We start from the raw sequence: 16,077 nt of genomic DNA, 5'->3' as shown, positions 1-16,077 counted from the left end.
CACGAATCACCCCCGATTTCCCAGCACCGCGCTCTATATTCAGCACCGGGACGCTTCCGTCGACCCCTCGTCGCCGGAAGGGCCACCGGAAGTACTTAAAGGGCAGACACTTAGGGATGCATTGGAACCACCGTTAACCCACACGGGCGAATCCATGCCTTCAGGAGCCACGCCGGGCGAAGCCCCCTCCCATGCGGCCTATGGCCGGGAGCGGGGTCACGACGCTCGCGGGAGCGTGGCGGAAATCCCCATTCGCCGCATCCTGGTCGTTGCTCCCCTGGCTGCCCGCCTCGGCTGGTGCGGGGTCGTCGGCTCCATCGAGGGGCCGTATGCCGCAGCCTGAGCCGCGGGGGGCCGCCCCCGAACGGACCGTCTCGGTCATCATTCCAGCCCGGAACGAGGGCCGGACGATCGCCCGGCTGATCCACTCCATTCAGCAGCAGACGCCCGCCGGATGGACGGCGGAGGTCATGCTGGTGGACGACGGGTCGACCGACGACACCGTGGCTGTCGCGCGCGCCGCGGGTGCCAGGGTGCTCGAGCTCGGTAGCCGAGCGGGCGGCGGCAACCCGGCGGTCGCCAGGAATCGGGGCGCGCGGGCCGCCTCGGGGGATCCGCTGATCTTCCTCGACGCGGACTGCCTGCCGGCGCCGGGCTGGCTGGCACGGCTCCTCGCGGGACACGCAGCCGGTGCCGCGGTGGTGGGAGGCTCGCTCGATCTCCCCTCCGGCCTCTCGCCGATGGCACGCTGCGACTATTACTGCGGCTGGTACCATGCGCATTCCCGCCGCGCCGCGGGCGAGGTGCCCAATCATCCACCCGGCAACCTGAGCGTCCGCCGCGCCGAGTTCGCGAGCACCGCCGGATTTACCGAACACCAGCCGATCGCCTACGCGCATGAGGAGCTGGTCTGGCAGGCGGAGGTGCGGCGGCGCGGCGGCCGCATTTTCTTCGATCCGGCGGCGATCGTCTATCACTACAACCGCCCGGGCTTCCGCAATCTCCTCCGGCGCAACTACCGCTGGGGCTACAGCGCCATCGAGAGCAAGGCGCCGACCGGCGCCGCGCGCCTGGCCTGGGTCTACCGGTTCCCCGCCCTGCTGGTGGCCGCGAGCCTGCCGCTCGCGCTGGGGAGCACCGGGTACATCCTGTGGTGCTGGATCCGGGCGCGCCGGCTCGAGCCGCTCCTGATGCTGCCTGCGATTCTCGCCGCGCGACTGGCCTACTCGGCCGGCCTGGTGGCGGGGGGTATCCGCTGGATGCGATTCGGCGCAGACGCCGCCGAGGCGCGGCCACGTTGGGAATGAGGGGAGCATGAGCCAGGAGCCGCTCGTATCCGTCGTCATGCCTTGCCTCAACGAGGAAGAGGCCATCGGCCCCTGCATCGAGAAGATCCAGGCCACCTTCGCCCGGGCCGGCATCGACGGCGAGATCGTGGTGTGCGACAACGGGTCGACCGACGCCTCGGTAGCTATCGCCGAGCGGATGGGCGCCCGGGTGGTGCATCAGCCGGCTCGCGGCTATGGCAACGCCTACCTCAAGGGGTTCGCCAGCGCGCGCGGGCGGTACCTGGTCATGGGTGACGCGGACGATACCTACGACTTCACGATGATTCCTCAGTTCCTCGCGGCACTGGAGGAAGAGCACTGCGAATTCGTCACCGGGAGCCGTTATCTCAACGGCGGCGACGCGCACATCACGGCGCTCCACCGCTATTTCGGGAATCCGGCGCTCACCCGGATCCTCAATCTGCTCTTCGGCACCCGGTACACCGATGTGTACTGCGGCTACCGCGCCTTCTCCCGCAACGCGTACGAGCTGATCCGTCCGGTCAGCCCCGGCATGGAGTTCAACCTCGAGCTTGCCATCAATGCCGGACTCGCGGGACTCCGCACCAGGGAGATCCCCATCGTCCTTGGCGCCCGGAAGGGCGAGTCCAAGCTGCGGACGTTCCGCGACGGCTGGCGCAGCCTTCGCATGATGCTGCTCTACTCACCCAACAAGCTGTTCTTCGTTCCGGGAACCATCCTGCTGACGCTCGGACTGCTGATTCACCTGGCGGTGCTGCTCGGACTGGTGCGCTTCGGCGGCCGTCCCGCTTCGGGAGTGACGGCGGTGTTCGCCACGATCTTCAGCGTGGTCGGCTTCGAGATCCTGAGCCTGGGCCTGCACGCCAAGACCTATTCCTGGAGCCGCCGGTTCGACCGGGACAACCGGGCGCTCGGCGCGTTCTACCGGCGGTTCAAGCTCGAAGCCGGCCTGCTGCTCGGCGGCGGGCTCATCGTCCTCGGCGGCGGCATCCTGCTGGTGATCGTGGCGCAGTGGCTCCGCTCCCAGCTCCTCCCGCTGCCACATCCAGAGTGGGTGTCGTTCGCGGCCACCCTGGTGATCCTTGGCTTCAGCACGTTGTTCTCGTCGCTCTTCATCTCCGCCATGTCGATGAGCCGGCCGGAGGAGAAATAGCGGATGGCCCAACCGTCCGTCGTGGTGCTGGGCGGCGGGCTCTCCGGCGTGGCGACCGCCTATACCCTCGCACGGGCGGGCCTCCGCGACGTGACCCTGGTCGAAAGCGGCGGCAGCCTGGGCGGCCTGGCGGGCAGCTTCGAGCGAGAACAGCACTTCTATCCGCTCGGCTACCATCACATCCTGCACCGCGATCGCGCCCTGCTCTTCTTTCTCGATCTGGTCGGCGCGCTGCCGGACGTGCGCTGGCGCCGGGTGCGCATGCTCTTCAATCTGGGCACGCAGTCGTACGATCTAGGTAGTCCTGCCGGATTCCTCCGCTTCCCTATGAGCCTGCCGGACAAGGCCCGCTTCGTTCGCCTCATGCTCAAAGCGTTCGGCAAGCGCGACTGGTCCGACTGGCAAGACCGGAGCGCCGCCGAGCTGGTGGACGAGTGCGCCGGCCCCGGGGTGCGGGAGGCGCTGTTCGAGCGCTTGACCCGGCTCAAGTTCGAGCTGCCCTGCTCCGAGGTGAGCGGGGCCTGGCTGGGCGCCCGGCTGCACTACCGGGAAGGATCCGCTCCGCTGGGCTATATCCCCGGCGCCAACTGGACCAAGGTGCTCTGTGATGGAGTGACCCGCCTGCTGGAGCAGGCCGGCGTACGGGTGCGGCTGGGGAGCCCGGTCACCAAGCTCTTTACCGGCGACGGCCTCATCCGGGAAGCGGAGCTGGCCGGGGGCGAGCGGCTGGGCGGCGACCTCTTCGTCAGCAGTATCCCGACGGAGGTCTATCTCCGGCTGCTGCCCGGCGACGCCACGCCCGAGCTGGCGAGCATCCGCTATTCCGCGCTCATCTCCCTGGTCTGCGCCACCCGTCAGGCGGTGAGGTCCGACGCCTACTGGATCAACCTGGCGTCGCTCGACCGGACCGCCTGCGGCATCTTTCTTCTGAGCTCACTCAACCCGTCGATCGGCCGCCCGGGTGACAGCTGCGTCAACTTCGTGACCCATCTCCGCGGGCGGGACCGTCCGCTGTTCCAGGAACCGGACGAGCGGCTGGTGGAGCGTTACCGGGCCGATTTCCGGGCGGTCTTCGGCTTCGAGCTGGAGCCGTTCTGGACCCACCTGGCGCGGGTGCCGATGTACTCGCCGGTCTTCGGCCGGAGCTTCCGCAATCCTCCGCTCAAGAGCGCCTCCTGGCACAACCTCTACTTTGCGGGCAACTATCGCACCTTCCCGACGATCGTGTCCACCGGGACCGCCCTGGGATCGGGCGTCGAGACCGGCCAGGCCCTGCTGCGGGACCTCGGTGAGCGCACCGACCTCGCCGGGCGCATCAGTGGGTACCGTCTCAGGTCGATGCCCCGTGCCTGAGCACCCCGATACGCAGTCGCGCTGGGTGGCGGCGGTCCGGGCCATTCGCGTGCACCAGTGGGTGAAGAACCTGTTGCTCTTCGTGCCCGTGATCCTCGATCACCAGCTCTTCAACGGCGCGGCCATGGCCAAGGCCGGGATCGGCTTCATCGCTTTTTGCCTGGCGGCATCGGGCGGCTACATCCTCAACGATATGCTCGATCTCGAGGCCGATCGCCGGCACGCCACCAAGCGACATCGGCCGTTCGCCTCGGGAGCGCTGCCGCCGGCACTCGGCGTGGCGCTCATTCCCGTCCTGGTCATCGGGGCGCTCTGGCTCAGCTGGACCCGGCTGCCAACGCGGTTCGTCGCCGCACTGGCGCTCTATCTGGTGCTCACCACAGCCTACTCCACCTATCTCAAGCGCATCGCCGTGCTCGACGTGGTCCTGCTGGCGGGACTCTATACCCTTCGGGTGTTGGCCGGAGTCGCGGCCTCGCACGTGCGATTCTCCACCTGGCTGCTCGCGTTCTCGATGTTCCTCTTCCTGAGCCTCGCCTTCGTCAAGCGCTACGCCGAGATCAGCGGACTGGAGCCGCAGGCCGACGAGCAGGTCCGCCGCCGCGGATATCTGCGGAGCGATCGCGAGTGGCTGGGATCGATGGGAAGCTCCAGCGGGTATCTGTCGGTGCTGGTACTCGCGCTCTACATCAACAGCGACCAGGTCGTGGCCCTCTACCGGTTCCCGCTCCTACTGTGGCTGGTCTGTCCCCTGCTGTTGCTCTGGATCGGCCGGATGTGGCTTCGGGCGTATCGCGGGCAGATTCATGAGGATCCCATCGTGGCTGCGGTGCAGGACCCCTTGAGCTACCTGCTGGGTGCCCTGGTCGGCGTCATCATGTACGCGGCCCTGTAGCCGATGAGGACCTACCAGTCCTGGGGACGGTACCCCCGGGCCAGTCACACCGGAGTGCTGCCGATCGTGTGGCGGACCGAGCCACCTCCGCTCGACCGGCTCGACCGGAGCATCCTGCCCTTCGGACTCGGCCGCAGCTACGGAGACAGCTGCCTCAACGACGGCGGGCTGCTGCTCGACACGAAGGCGCTCGATCGGCTGATCGCCTTCGACGCCGGGAACGGCCTGCTGCGCTGCGAGGCGGGAGTCACCCTGGCGGCGATTCTCGCGCTCACCGTCCCCAAGGGCTGGTTCCTGCCGGTCGTGCCCGGCACCCGATGGGTCTCGGTAGGCGGTGCCATCGCGAACGACATTCATGGGAAGAATCACCACCGCGCGGGCACCTTCGGGGCTCACGTGGTGCGGCTCGAGCTGCTGCGCTCCAGCGGCGACCGGCTGGTCTGCTCTCCGGAAGAGAATGCCGAGCTCTTTCACGCCACGGTCGGTGGACTCGGCCTCACCGGCCTGATCCTGTGGGCGGAGATCCGGCTCAACCGAATTCCTGGCGCTGGCATCGCCCTGGAACGGATTCGTTTCGGCAGCCTGGATGAATTCTTCACGCTCACCGAGAGCGATCAACAGTATGAGTACACCGTCGCGTGGGTAGACTGCCTGGCCCGGGGACGGCGGCTGGGCCGGGGGATCTTCATGCGGGGCGATCACGCCGGGTGGCCCGGGGCGCCACCCTCGCCATTGGTCGAAGCTCGGCTGCGGGTTCCCTGCGATGCGCCTGCCGGCCTGATCAACCGGGCGACCATGCGCGCCTTCAACGAGCTGTATTATCGACGGCAGGTTCGGGGCCGGACTCGGTCCCTTGTCCCGTACACGCCGTTCTTCTTCCCGCTGGACACGGTGGCCGACTGGAGTCGATTGTACGGTGCCGCCGGCTTCCTGCAGTACCAATGCGTTGTTCCGGAGCAACCGGGCAGTGCAGGCATGCGCGAGATCTTCGAGCGTATGACCAGGTCTGGTGAAGCACCGTCGCTGGCGGTGCTCAAACGCTTCGGGGATGTGCCTTCCCCCGGCCTGCTCTCCTTCCCCCGGCCGGGGCTTACGCTGGCGGTAGACTTTGCCTTCCGTGGGCAGCGCACGCTCGCCTTGCTGGAAGATCTCGACCGGGTGGTGCGAGACGCGGGCGGAGCGGTCTATCCCGCCAAGGACGCCCGGATGAGCCCCGAGAGCTTCCGCCGGTTCTTTCCCCAATGGGAGCGGTTCGCGGTCCACGTCGATCCCAAGTTCTCCTCATCCTTCTGGCGTCGTGTCCAGCGCTCCTGATCGCTCAGGCCGGCGGGTCCTGGTCATCGGTGCGACCTCAGCCATCGCCACCGAAACCGCGCGGGTATTCGCGGCGTACGGGGCTCGTCTCTTCCTGACGGGACGCCATCCGGACCGGCTCGAGGCCGTTGCCGCGGATCTGCGAGTACGGGGTGCGATGCAGGTCGAAACAGCGCGCCTCGACGTCACCGACATTGGGGGTCACGCCGGGGTGATCGACGCGGCGGCGGCCGGCATGGGAGGGCTGGACGTGGTGTTGATCGCGCATGGCACCCTGCCCGATCAACGGCGGTGTGAGGAAAGCGTCGCCGAGTCGCTGGCCGCGATGCAGGTGAATTTCACCGCGACCGTGGCCCTGCTGACGCTGGTGGCCAACCGATTCGAGAGCGCGCGCCACGGCTGCATCGCGGTGATCGGCTCGGTGGCCGGAGACCGCGGCCGGCAGAGCAACTACGTGTACGGGGCCGCCAAAGGCGGACTGGAGCGATTTCTCGAGGGGCTCCGCAACCGGCTCTTCCGCTCCGGCGTGGACGTCATCACGATCAAGCCGGGTTTCGTGGACACCCCGATGACCGCGCAGGTGCCGAAGAACGCTCTCTTCGCCAGCCCGCGGCGGGTCGGGCGCGCCATCTACCGTGCCATCGAGTCGCGTCGCAGCGTGGTGTACATTCCCTGGTTCTGGCGGCCCATCATGTGTCTCGTCACCGCCCTGCCCGAATCCATCTTCCGGCGACTCCGCCTGTGAGGACCCGCATGACACTTCTTCGCTTGGCTTGCCTGATCGGCCTGGTCCTCGATGCGGGTGCCGCCGAAGCGCAGCAGATCGGCCGGGCCAACTCGCCGGAATCCCGGGTGGCACGAGCGGTGGACCCCCGGGTGTTCCACTCCCATCTCGAGTTCCTGGCGGATGACGCGCTCGAAGGGCGCGCGCCGGGGACCCGGGGAGGGACGACGGCCGCCAAGTACATCGCCACGCAGTTCGAGCGCCTGGGGTTGGTCCCGGCCGGCGACACCGGCAGCTACTTCCAGCGGGTGCCGATCATCAGGCTGACGCCACAGCCCTCGCTCGCGGTCGGTGCGGCCCAGCCGGCGGCGCTCGCGTGGAAGAAAGACTTCGTGATGTGGTCCATGCGAAACGACTCGCTGGTGAGTCTGCGGGCCGAGCCGGTCTTCGTGGGCTACGGCATCGTGGCGCCGGAATACGGCTGGAACGATTACGCCGGCGTCAACGTGAAGGGCAAGCTGGTCATCACCCTGACCAACGATCCCGGCCTGCGGGACTCGACCATCTTCCGAGGCAAGATCCTCACCTACTACGGCCGGTGGACCTACAAGATCGAAGAGGCGCGGCGGCAGGGCGCGGCCGGGATCCTCATGATCCACACCACCGAGAGCGCCACTTACCCGTGGACCACGGTGCTCTCCAGCTGGTCAGGCCCTCAGGTCCGGCTCGAAACCGAGCCCAGCTCGCTCATCGTCGCCGGATGGCTGCAGCAGGATGCGGCCGGCCGGCTCTTCAGCCAAGGCGGTCAGGATCTCACGTCGCTGAGCGAACGGGCCTGGCATCGGGGCTTCAGGCCGGTACCGCTCAAAGTCCAGCTCGACGCCTCCGTGCGCAGCGGCATCCGCCGTTCGGACACGTACAACGTCCTGGGACGGCTGCCCGGGCGCGGCCCCCTGGCGCGTGAGGCGGTTCTCATCGGGGGGCACTACGACCACTTCGGTATCGGGGTCCCGGTGGACGGCGACTCGATCTACAACGGCGCAGAGGACAACGCGTCGGGCACCGCGGCCGTGCTGGCCGCCGCGGAGGCGTTCGTCCGGAGCAGCGTCAGGGCCGCCCGCTCGATGCTCTTCATCGGGTTCGCGGCGGAAGAGTCGGGACTGCTCGGGTCCCAGGCCCTGGCGACTACCCCGCCGATCCCGCTTCGCGACATGGCGGCGATTCTCAACATGGACGTGATGAACCTGTATGGCCGAACCCGAGACTTCTCCGCCCTGGGCCTGGATCAATCGACTCTGGGCGAGACGGTGACCCGGGCGGCCGCCGCGGAGGGCTTGCGGGTCAGCACCAACGAGGACGCGCTGATTCGGGGAGCCTATTTCCGTTCGGACCACTTCTCCCTGGCCCGGGTCGGGGTCCCGGGGACCTCGCTCGAGAGCGGCACCGACTATGTCGGGCGGCCCGCCGGGTGGGGCAAGCAGCAGCAGGACGAGTATGTGGCCAAGCGCTACCATCAGCCGAGCGATGAGCTGCTTCCCTGGTTCACCGACGACGGCGCTGTCCAACAGCTTCGCGTCATCGTCAGGACAGCAGTTGCCGTCGGGAACGAACCCAGCCAGCCGACCTGGAAGGCCAACTCCGAGTTTCGCCAGGCCGGTGAGGAGCGGACAGCCCGTAAGTGACAAGGACTTAGGTCAGTCCGCCGGAGGTCCCGAAGGAGGCCCGGTCGCCTGGTGCCGCGGGCCTTACTTCTCTCTTGCCACTCACATAGGTAGATTTGCGCCCGCTTGACGCCTGGCCCCCGTCCCCAGGAGCGCTTCTGGAACTGCCTACCCAGCACCGGATCCCGCTCGCGTGGCTGCTAGAGAACGCCGGAGCGTCGGTCCGGTACCGAACCTACGTCGAGCTGGCCCCGCCGGGGTACGCGCCTCCGGAAGAAATCGAGGCCGCTCACCAGGCGATCACCGAGTCCAAGGTCGCGCTCGGGGTGGTGAAGAAGCAGAAGGACAACGGCGTATGGGGGAGCAATCTGCTGGGTCTCGCAGCTTCAGCGGCCCAGGGCATCAAGGACGTCGGGACCATTCCGCAGTATCGCCGCCTGCTCCAGCTGGCCTGGCCCCGCGCCACCCGGCCATTCAAGCTGGCCGACCGGGTGCTGTTCCGGCTGCTCTCGAGGGATGAGGATCCCGCGCTCCTCTTCGAATTTCAGAAGAGCGTCAAATCCGATCCCGAGGCCGAAGCCTGGGCCCGGGGGATCATGCGGGAGGCCGCCTCCGGTGCGTTGGCCGAAGCCGGCTACGCCGACGACCCCCGACTTCGCGGCGCCGGGCACAAGATCGCCAACGCCATCTCCCAGTTTCTTCGCAGCCCACTGGCGGAGAAACCCTTCCTCAAGTCCGGCAAGCAGGTCGTGCTCCATCCCGAGGCGCATCCGCCGAGCTGGTATTCGGTCACCATGCTGGGCTCGATGCCCAACCTGCAGCGGGAGCGCGCCGGATTCACCGAGCGGCTGGGTCACTATCTGGCGCAGCCCGCACCCAACAAGGCGTTTGTCATTCAGGTGGGCAAGCGGACCGTGAAGCCGCAGCACCTGCTGCTGGGTGACCCCATCGAGGCCGACGCGAAGGGTCTGCCCAAAGACCTGCCGCTGGCGCTGCACTACATCGAGCTCCTGGCTCGGATGGGGGCGCTCACCTGGGCCCCGGTGGCCACCCGAGTGCTCGCCCGCCTGCTCAAGGATTGCGACGACATGGGCGTCTGGCGTCCGAAAAACCTCCGGTCTCAGCCCAAGGCGCTCAACAAGATTACCTACCACTATTATCCCCTGACTGTCGACGACAAGACCACCGAGGGCCGCGAGGTCGACGTGACCTTTCGGCTGGGCCTCATCGCCAAACTGCTGGGCTGGACGTTGGATTACGCCTGAGAGCTGAACTGCCCTTGCTCGTTACGTCGTAGCGGGCAATACTACTTCGATGCCTCGCATCGACCTCACCCATTTCGGCTTCACTCCGACCGAGAGCCTGGTCTACGAGGTCCTGCTGACCGGCGGACCCGGGACTGGGTACGCCATCGCCCGGTCGGCCGGACTCGCCCGTGCCAACGCCTACAGCGCGCTCGAGGGGCTGGTCTCGAAGGGTGCCGCGCGGGTCGACCCCGGGCGGCCCAAGCGGTATCGGCCCGAGTCTCCGACGGCCCTCATCGCCCGGATCTCGACCGATCATGGCTTGGCGATGGAGCGTCTGAGCAGCGACCTGGACCAGGTCAGCGTGCCCAGCACGCCCACGCTGGTCGAGATCGAGTCGGGACGAGCCGTGCTGCAGCTCATCACCCATGACGTCGCTCGGGCCACGGTCGCCGTCTCCCTGCTCGCCCCGGCAGACGCGTTCCCGATTCTCGCCCCTGCCCTCCGTCGCCCCTTCTCCGCCGGGCTGCCGTTGACTCTGTGCGCGCCCGCCCCCGTGGACCTCGGATTTGCCTCGGTGGGTGTCGTGTCCGACGGTCACGGCTGGCCTGGGATGCCCATCATCGCCGTGGTGGACGACCGGAGCGCCATCCTGGCCTCCCGCACCGGCGGCGACGTGCGCGGCCACTGGAGCACCGCCCCGGCGTTCGTGGCAGGCGCCCGGCTCGCCTTCGAGCGCTTCCTGGAATCATGACTGAGCCGATCGACGAGGCTTCCCTCGAACTGCAGCGGGAGTACCTCTCCGAGCTTCCCCAGCGGTTGGACGAGATCCGGGCGGACGTCGCCGCGTTCAGGTCCGGATCGGCCGAGGCGGCAGGCTCGCTCAAAGTGCGTTTTCACCGGCTGGCTGGCTCCGGCGGCTCGTACGGCTTCCCCGAGATCAGTCGGATTGCCCGGGAGCATGAGCTGTGGATGGGGACGGCTCCGCCGACCACCGAGGCAGGCCGTCTGGACCAGGCGCTGGGGCAGTTGGCCGCGGTCCAGCGCCGGTTGCTCGCCGGTCTGACCGGTACGCCGGCCGTAACCCCGGTCCAGCTCCGAGCCAGCTTGATCCTCCCCTCGAGCCCGGAGCAGGAGCAGCTCTCGAAGGCGCTCCGGAAGGAAGGATTCGAGGTAGGTCCGGTTCGCGGACCCGAGCACTCCCCAGGGACTGCGGCCACGGACCCCCTCGATCTACTGGTGATCGGCACCTCCGCCGGAGAGGGGGATCCGTCCGCCATTGCCTCGATCTGGACCAGAGCGTCCAGCTCCCGGCCTCGGGCCGTGGTGCTCATCGAGACGCTCAGGGCGGTGAACCGGCTCCGAGCCATCGCGGCGGGGGTCGACGCGGTCGTGCCCGCCGAGCGCATGGTGGAGGACGTGCCCCGGTACGCCCGTACCCTCGCCCGAAGCGGGCCGCCGCCGCGAGTGGTCCTGCTGGTCGAGAGCAATCCCGACCGGGCCGCCACGGTGGGCGGGCAGCTGGAGGAGGCCAACGTTCGCGTGGTCCGCTGTCACCTCGCCCAATCGGTGCCGGAAATCCTGGATCGCGAGGTGCCGGACCTGCTGCTTCTGGCGGTGCAGCTGGCCGACTCGAGCGGCGAGGCGGTAGCTCGCCTTCTTCGGCGGGATCCCCGGCTCCGCTTTCTCCCGATCCTGTTCCTCGGGCCCGGAACCATCGACGACCAGATCGCCGCGCTCAGAGCCGGCGGGGACGACTTCCTGCCCTTCCCGGTCTCTCCGGCGCTGCTTGTCGAGACGGTCGTCGTCCGAGCCGAGCGGAGCCGACGCTTGCGGGAGACCCTCCATCGCGACCACCTCACCGGCCTGCTCAACCAGGTGACCCTGCTGGCCGAGCTGGACTACGCTGCCGACCACGTTCGGCGGCACGGCGGTGCGCTGACCTTCGTAGTTTTCGATCTGGATCGCTTCCATGAGGTGAACGAGCGTTTCGGCAGCCAGGTGGGGGACCAGGTGCTGCTTCACGTCGCCAACGTGTTCCGCGCCAACGTGCGTGCGAGCGACGTGATCGGTCGGTACGGCGGCGAGGAGTTCGCCATGGTGCTGCCGGGAGTGACTGCGGGTGGCGCCGCCGTGCTGGCGGCCAAGCTGCGGCGAGTGCTGGGCGAGCAGTCCGCCTCCACCCAGGAGGGCATCATCATTCCCCTGCACGTGAGCGTCGGCTGGTCCTGCTTCCCTACAGACGGAACCGCCGCGGGGGAGCTGACCCACGCGGCGGTCCGGGCACTGCAAAAGGACAAGAGCGAGAAGTAGGAATTAGTGCCGGAACCCTCCCGACAACGGCGTCACATCCCGGGGGTTCTTCTCGTCGCCGAACAGCAGGCGGCCTTCCCGGAAGGTGGCCCCGCGCAGGGTCAGCGCCAGCACTTCCCCCAGCTCCTGCACCACGAAGACTTCGATCTTGTCCAGAACCTCCTTGGGCAGATCCTCCAAGTCGGGCTCGTTCTCCTTGGGCAGAATGATTTTGGTGATGCCTGCCCGCACCGCACCCAACACTTTCTCCTTCACGCCCCCAATGGGAAGCACCCGGCCGCGCAGAGTGATCTCGCCGGTCATGGCGACGTCGTGGCGCACCGCCCGGCCGGACAGCGCCGAGACGACCGCCGAGGCCATGGTCACACCCGCCGAGGGGCCGTCCTTGGGGATGGCGCCCGCGGGCACATGGATGTGGATGTCACGATCGAACATCTCATCCGGAATCTGCAATGCGGCCGCGTGTGAGCGGGCATAGGTCCAGGCCGCCCGGGCGGACTCCTTCATCACGTCGCCCAGCTGGCCGGTGAGCACCAGCTCGCCCTTACCGCGCATGGTCGACGCTTCGACGAACATGATGTCGCCGCCGGTAGGCGTGTAGTACATGCCCGTGGCCACGCCCGCCTCGTCCTCCCGGGCCATCTTCTCGGGATGGACCTTGGGCCGACCCAGCAGGTCGTCCACCATCTCCCGATCGATGGTCACCTGTTCCGCCTCGTGCGCCGCGATCTTCCGCGCCACCTTGCGGGCCAGCCGGCCGATCTCCCGCTCCAGCTGGCGTACCCCGGATTCCCGGGTGTAGCTGGTGATGACCTCGGAGAGCGCCTCGTCGGTGATGGTCAACTGATCCGGGCTCACGCCGTTCTCGGTGAACTGGCGGGGGATGAGGTACTTCCGCGCGATCTCCCGCTTCTCCCGCTCGGTGTATCCGGCGAAGTCGACCACCTCCATCCGGTCCAGCAGGGGACTCGGAATGTTCTGGATGAAGTTGGCCGTGGCGATGAAGAGAACCTCGCTCAGGTCGAACGGCACACCGAGGTAGTGGTCCACGAAGGTGTCGTTCTGGGCCGGGTCGAGCACCTCGAGCAGCGCGCTCGCCGGGTCGCCCTGGAACGAGACGCCCAGCTTGTCCACCTCGTCCAGCAGGAACACCGGGTTCTTGGTGCCGGCCTGCTTCATCCCATGGATGATGCGCCCCGGCATGGCCCCGACGTAGGTGCGCCGGTGGCCGCGGATGTCGGCCTCGTCGCGCGCCCCGCCGAGCGAGATGCGGACGTACTTCCGTCCCATCGCGCGGGCGATGCTCTTGGCCACCGAGGTCTTGCCGACACCCGGAGGACCCACGAACAGCAGGATCGGACCGCGGGCGCGGTCGTCGTCGTTGCCCTTCACCGCCGTGTTGGGCGGCGGCACGGTGGCGGTCGCCTGGGGCGTGTCGGTCGACTCGCCCTGGGCCACCTCGTCGGCCTTCCGCCCGGCCTTCTCCTCCGCCTCAGCGGCCTTCTCCGCCGCGTCCTGCTGCATGCGGAGCTGGCGCACGGCGAGGAACTCGAGCACCCGGTCCTTCACGTCCCCCAGGGCATAGTGGTCCTCATCGAGGATCTTCTGGGCTTCGGGCAGCGAGAGGTGCTCCTTGCTGCGGACGTTCCACGGCAGCTCGACGATGTTCTCCAGGAAGGTGCGGATGACCTGGCTTTCCATGGACTCGCGGCCGATCCGGGTGAGCCGGTTGAGCTCGCGGTCCTCTTCCTTCCGGGCCTCGGCCGGCAGGTCGAGCGCCTCGAGCTTCTCGCGCAGCTCCTGCAGGTCGTCCCGCTCGTCACCTTCGCCCAGCTCGCGCTGGATGGTCTTGAGCTGCTCCCGCAGGAACATCTCCCGCTGCCGCTCGCCCAGCTCCTCCTGGACCTGCGACTTGATGTCCTCCTGCGCGTCGAGCACGCCGATCTGACGCTGCACGTGCACCAGCACCCGGCGGAGCCGCTCCTCGACGCTCAGCGTCTCCAGCAGGAGCTGGCGCTGGGCCGGGGTGATGTCGATATACCCGGCCACCAGGTCGGCGAACCGGCCCGGCTCGTTCACGCCGGCCAGCACCTGCTGCACCACCTCGTCCGGCAGACCCGACTTCTGGCCCAGCTCCGCCGCCCGGGTCCGGGCCTCGCGGTGCAGGGCGACGAATGCCGCATCCTCGGCATTGAGTGGGAGCATCTCCTCCGCCTCACGCACGACGGCCTGGAGATAGCCCTCTTTTTCGGTATAGTGGATGGCGATGCCGCGGTGCTCCCCATGGAGCAGCAGCTGCATGCCGGAAAGGCCCCGCTGAAGCTGACCGATCTTGGCAATGGTGCCGATCGTATACAGCACGTCAGGGTTGACGCTCTCGACGTTCTGCCGCTGGCTCACGGCGAACACGAGGCGCTCCGGGGTCGCGAGCGCCGCCTCGATGGCCCGGAGCGTCGCCGGTCGCCCGGCGCCGATCGGGGCCGTGACCCCTGGAAACAGTACCACCTCGCGCAGAGGCAGCACCGGCAAAGTCAGTCGTTCGGCCATGTAGAGACTACTCCTTCCAAGTCCCCGATTGTCGGGGAAGAAAACGACGTATTGCAGATCGGGGGCAGACAAGCACCGAACGTGCCACGCAGGCCCCGGATCTGCGTCATGCTAGCAAACAACTTACGGGCCCGCGTGGTTTCCGGCGAAGGCCGGGGCGGCAGGACGGCCGGAAAATCCGAGCGTGGCGCTGCCAATTTGACGGCAACCGCCGCCGAGGGGGGCCGACACCGGGGCCGGTTCAGTTGCCGCTGGCCGCGCGCGGGTACAGATTGGGTGCCATGTTCGGCGGTTCCAACCCTCTAGCCTCCCCCGCGCTCTCGCCGGCATCTTGCGGCGGCCTCGTTCATGACCGACCCCGCCGATAAGCCGTTGGCGGCGCGGCTCGGCGAGGCCCTGGGCGACGCGTACACCATCGAGGGGGAGATCGGCCGCGGCGGCATGGGGGTGGTCTACCGCGCCCGGGACGAGCGCCTTCAGCGCCGGGTGGCGATCAAGGTGCTGCCGCCGGAGCTTGCCTTCCAGAAGGACATCAGGGAGCGGTTCACCCGCGAGGCCCAGACGGCCGCCAAGCTTTCCCATCCCCACATCGTCCCCATCCACACCGTCGGCGAGGGCCAGGGACTGGTGTACTTCGTCATGGGCTATGTGGACGGGGAGTCGGTCGCCGGGCGGATCCGGCGGCGCGGCAAGCTCCCGGTGGACGAGGCCCGGCGGATCATGAGCGAGACCGCCGACGCCCTCAGCGCCGCCCACGCCCTTTCCATCATTCACCGCGACATCAAGCCGGACAACATCCTGCTCGAGGGGTCCCGCGGCCGGGTGATGGTGACCGACTTCGGGATCGCGAAGGCCCTGTCCTCCTCGTCGGGCGCGACGCTCACGGGAGCCGGGGTCGCGATCGGGACACCCGCGTTCATGAGTCCCGAGCAGGCCGCGGGGGAGCGCGAGATCGACGGCCGGTCCGACGTCTACAGCCTCGGCGTCGTCAGCTACCAGATGCTGACCGGCGAGTTGCCGTTCACCGCACCGACGGTGGCCGGTATCCTGATGAAGCAGATCACCGAGCCGGCGCCGGACCTGCGGACCCGTCGCCCGGAAGTGCCGGAGGATCTGGCACTCGCGGTGAGCCGCTGCCTGGAGAAGGACCCGGAGAACCGGTGGCCCAGCGCGGACGCGCTCCGGCGGTCCCTGGAGAGCCGGATCGTCAGCGGATACCGCCCGACCGGCACCACCTTCAAGGGCCAGCGAGCGCCCGCCCCGGCATCACCCCGGCCGCTCGCGGGCGGCCGCACCGGCGCGGGCGTGGGGCCCGGTCGGCGCGACCTGGGCGCCCGGCCCGGGCTCGGGCCCCGGCCGTCTCCGGGCGCCCGGGGTGACGCGCTGCGCCGCCGCGATCCGCGCGACCGCAACGACAAGGACTTGGTGCCCGATACCGGTGAGCCGCGGATCGTGCAGAAGGCTCGGGGTCAGTTCGCCAGCTGGGCGGCGGTCTCGCTCGGCTGCCTGGGGATCAACATCGCGACCGGCATCAGCGACCCCTGGTTCCTGTTCCCCATGTTC

At 68.4% G+C, this 16,077-nt stretch carries 13 protein-coding genes; 12 read left to right on the top strand and 1 reads right to left on the bottom strand.

Going from position 1 to position 16,077, the window contains the following annotated elements; translation table 11 throughout:
- Nucleotides 1-154: 154 nt before the first annotated feature.
- The 11 genes from VHR41_20505 to VHR41_20455 all read left to right on the top strand — a co-directional run bounded on the left by VHR41_20505 (nt 155) and on the right by VHR41_20455 (nt 11,967).
- Entirely contained in the window at nt 155-343 is a 189-nt protein-coding gene (locus tag VHR41_20505) for a hypothetical protein (protein ID HEX3236586.1), read from the top strand.
- On the top strand, nt 330-1,307 hold the full coding sequence (locus tag VHR41_20500; protein HEX3236585.1) for a glycosyltransferase: 978 nt from the start codon (nt 330-332) through the stop codon (nt 1,305-1,307). The genes VHR41_20505 and VHR41_20500 overlap by 14 nt, the downstream gene beginning before the upstream one ends.
- 7 nt (nt 1,308-1,314) lie before the next feature.
- Nucleotides 1,315-2,463: a glycosyltransferase family 2 protein gene (locus VHR41_20495; protein ID HEX3236584.1), complete on the top strand. Its 1,149-nt coding sequence runs from the start codon at nt 1,315-1,317 to the stop codon at nt 2,461-2,463.
- Nucleotides 2,464-2,466: 3 nt separating this feature from the next.
- Nucleotides 2,467-3,816, top strand: a complete 1,350-nt coding sequence (locus VHR41_20490) for an FAD-dependent oxidoreductase (GenBank protein HEX3236583.1) — start codon at nt 2,467-2,469, stop codon at nt 3,814-3,816.
- Entirely contained in the window at nt 3,809-4,711 is a 903-nt protein-coding gene (locus VHR41_20485) for a UbiA family prenyltransferase (GenBank protein HEX3236582.1), read from the top strand. The genes VHR41_20490 and VHR41_20485 overlap by 8 nt, the downstream gene beginning before the upstream one ends.
- Before the next feature lie 3 nt (nt 4,712-4,714).
- Entirely contained in the window at nt 4,715-6,025 is a 1,311-nt protein-coding gene (locus VHR41_20480; GenBank protein ID HEX3236581.1) for an FAD-binding oxidoreductase, read from the top strand.
- Entirely contained in the window at nt 6,009-6,770 is a 762-nt protein-coding gene (locus VHR41_20475) for an SDR family oxidoreductase (protein ID HEX3236580.1), read from the top strand. Before VHR41_20480 ends, VHR41_20475 begins: the two co-directional genes overlap by 17 nt.
- Before the next feature lie 8 nt (nt 6,771-6,778).
- Nucleotides 6,779-8,431 (top strand): M28 family peptidase, encoded by a 1,653-nt coding sequence (locus VHR41_20470; protein HEX3236579.1) that lies wholly within the window; start codon nt 6,779-6,781, stop codon nt 8,429-8,431.
- 95 nt (nt 8,432-8,526) lie between these two features.
- A complete protein-coding gene (locus VHR41_20465; protein ID HEX3236578.1) occupies nt 8,527-9,675 on the top strand; it encodes a hypothetical protein in 1,149 nt (382 codons plus the stop codon).
- Nucleotides 9,676-9,724: 49 nt separating this feature from the next.
- Complete coding sequence (locus VHR41_20460) at nt 9,725-10,408, top strand: helix-turn-helix domain-containing protein (protein ID HEX3236577.1); 684 nt, start codon at nt 9,725-9,727, stop codon at nt 10,406-10,408.
- Nucleotides 10,405-11,967 (top strand): diguanylate cyclase, encoded by a 1,563-nt coding sequence (locus tag VHR41_20455; GenBank protein ID HEX3236576.1) that lies wholly within the window; start codon nt 10,405-10,407, stop codon nt 11,965-11,967. Before VHR41_20460 ends, VHR41_20455 begins: the two co-directional genes overlap by 4 nt.
- A gap of 3 nt (nt 11,968-11,970) precedes the next feature.
- Here the strand turns inward: VHR41_20455 and lon are convergent, their stop codons facing one another.
- Nucleotides 11,971-14,514, bottom strand: a complete 2,544-nt coding sequence (lon, locus tag VHR41_20450) for an endopeptidase La (protein ID HEX3236575.1) — start codon at nt 14,512-14,514, stop codon at nt 11,971-11,973.
- Nucleotides 14,515-14,862: 348 nt separating this feature from the next.
- On the opposite strand from lon, the gene VHR41_20445 reads away from it, so the two are divergent.
- Nucleotides 14,863-16,077, top strand: a 1,215-nt coding sequence (locus VHR41_20445; protein HEX3236574.1) for a serine/threonine-protein kinase, incomplete at its 3' end; no start/stop codon positions are given.

It is taken from the genome of Gemmatimonadales bacterium (assembly GCA_036265815.1).
Classification (GTDB): domain Bacteria; phylum Gemmatimonadota; class Gemmatimonadetes; order Gemmatimonadales; family GWC2-71-9; genus CAVVWJ01.
Note: the sequence above shows the minus strand (reverse complement) of the source record. Positions and strands in the feature narration are given on the sequence as shown.

Coding starts and splice junctions, on each gene's coding strand:
- VHR41_20505 (HEX3236586.1), top strand. CDS start 155: ATGCCTTCAGGAGCCACGCCGGGCGAAGCCCCCTCCCATGCGGCCTAT.
- VHR41_20500 (HEX3236585.1), top strand. CDS start 330: ATGCCGCAGCCTGAGCCGCGGGGGGCCGCCCCCGAACGGACCGTCTCG.
- VHR41_20495 (HEX3236584.1), top strand. CDS start 1,315: ATGAGCCAGGAGCCGCTCGTATCCGTCGTCATGCCTTGCCTCAACGAG.
- VHR41_20490 (HEX3236583.1), top strand. CDS start 2,467: ATGGCCCAACCGTCCGTCGTGGTGCTGGGCGGCGGGCTCTCCGGCGTG.
- VHR41_20480 (HEX3236581.1), top strand. CDS start 4,715: ATGAGGACCTACCAGTCCTGGGGACGGTACCCCCGGGCCAGTCACACC.
- VHR41_20470 (HEX3236579.1), top strand. CDS start 6,779: ATGACACTTCTTCGCTTGGCTTGCCTGATCGGCCTGGTCCTCGATGCG.
- VHR41_20460 (HEX3236577.1), top strand. CDS start 9,725: ATGCCTCGCATCGACCTCACCCATTTCGGCTTCACTCCGACCGAGAGC.
- VHR41_20455 (HEX3236576.1), top strand. CDS start 10,405: ATGACTGAGCCGATCGACGAGGCTTCCCTCGAACTGCAGCGGGAGTAC.
- lon (HEX3236575.1), bottom strand. CDS start 14,514: ATGGCCGAACGACTGACTTTGCCGGTGCTGCCTCTGCGCGAGGTGGTA.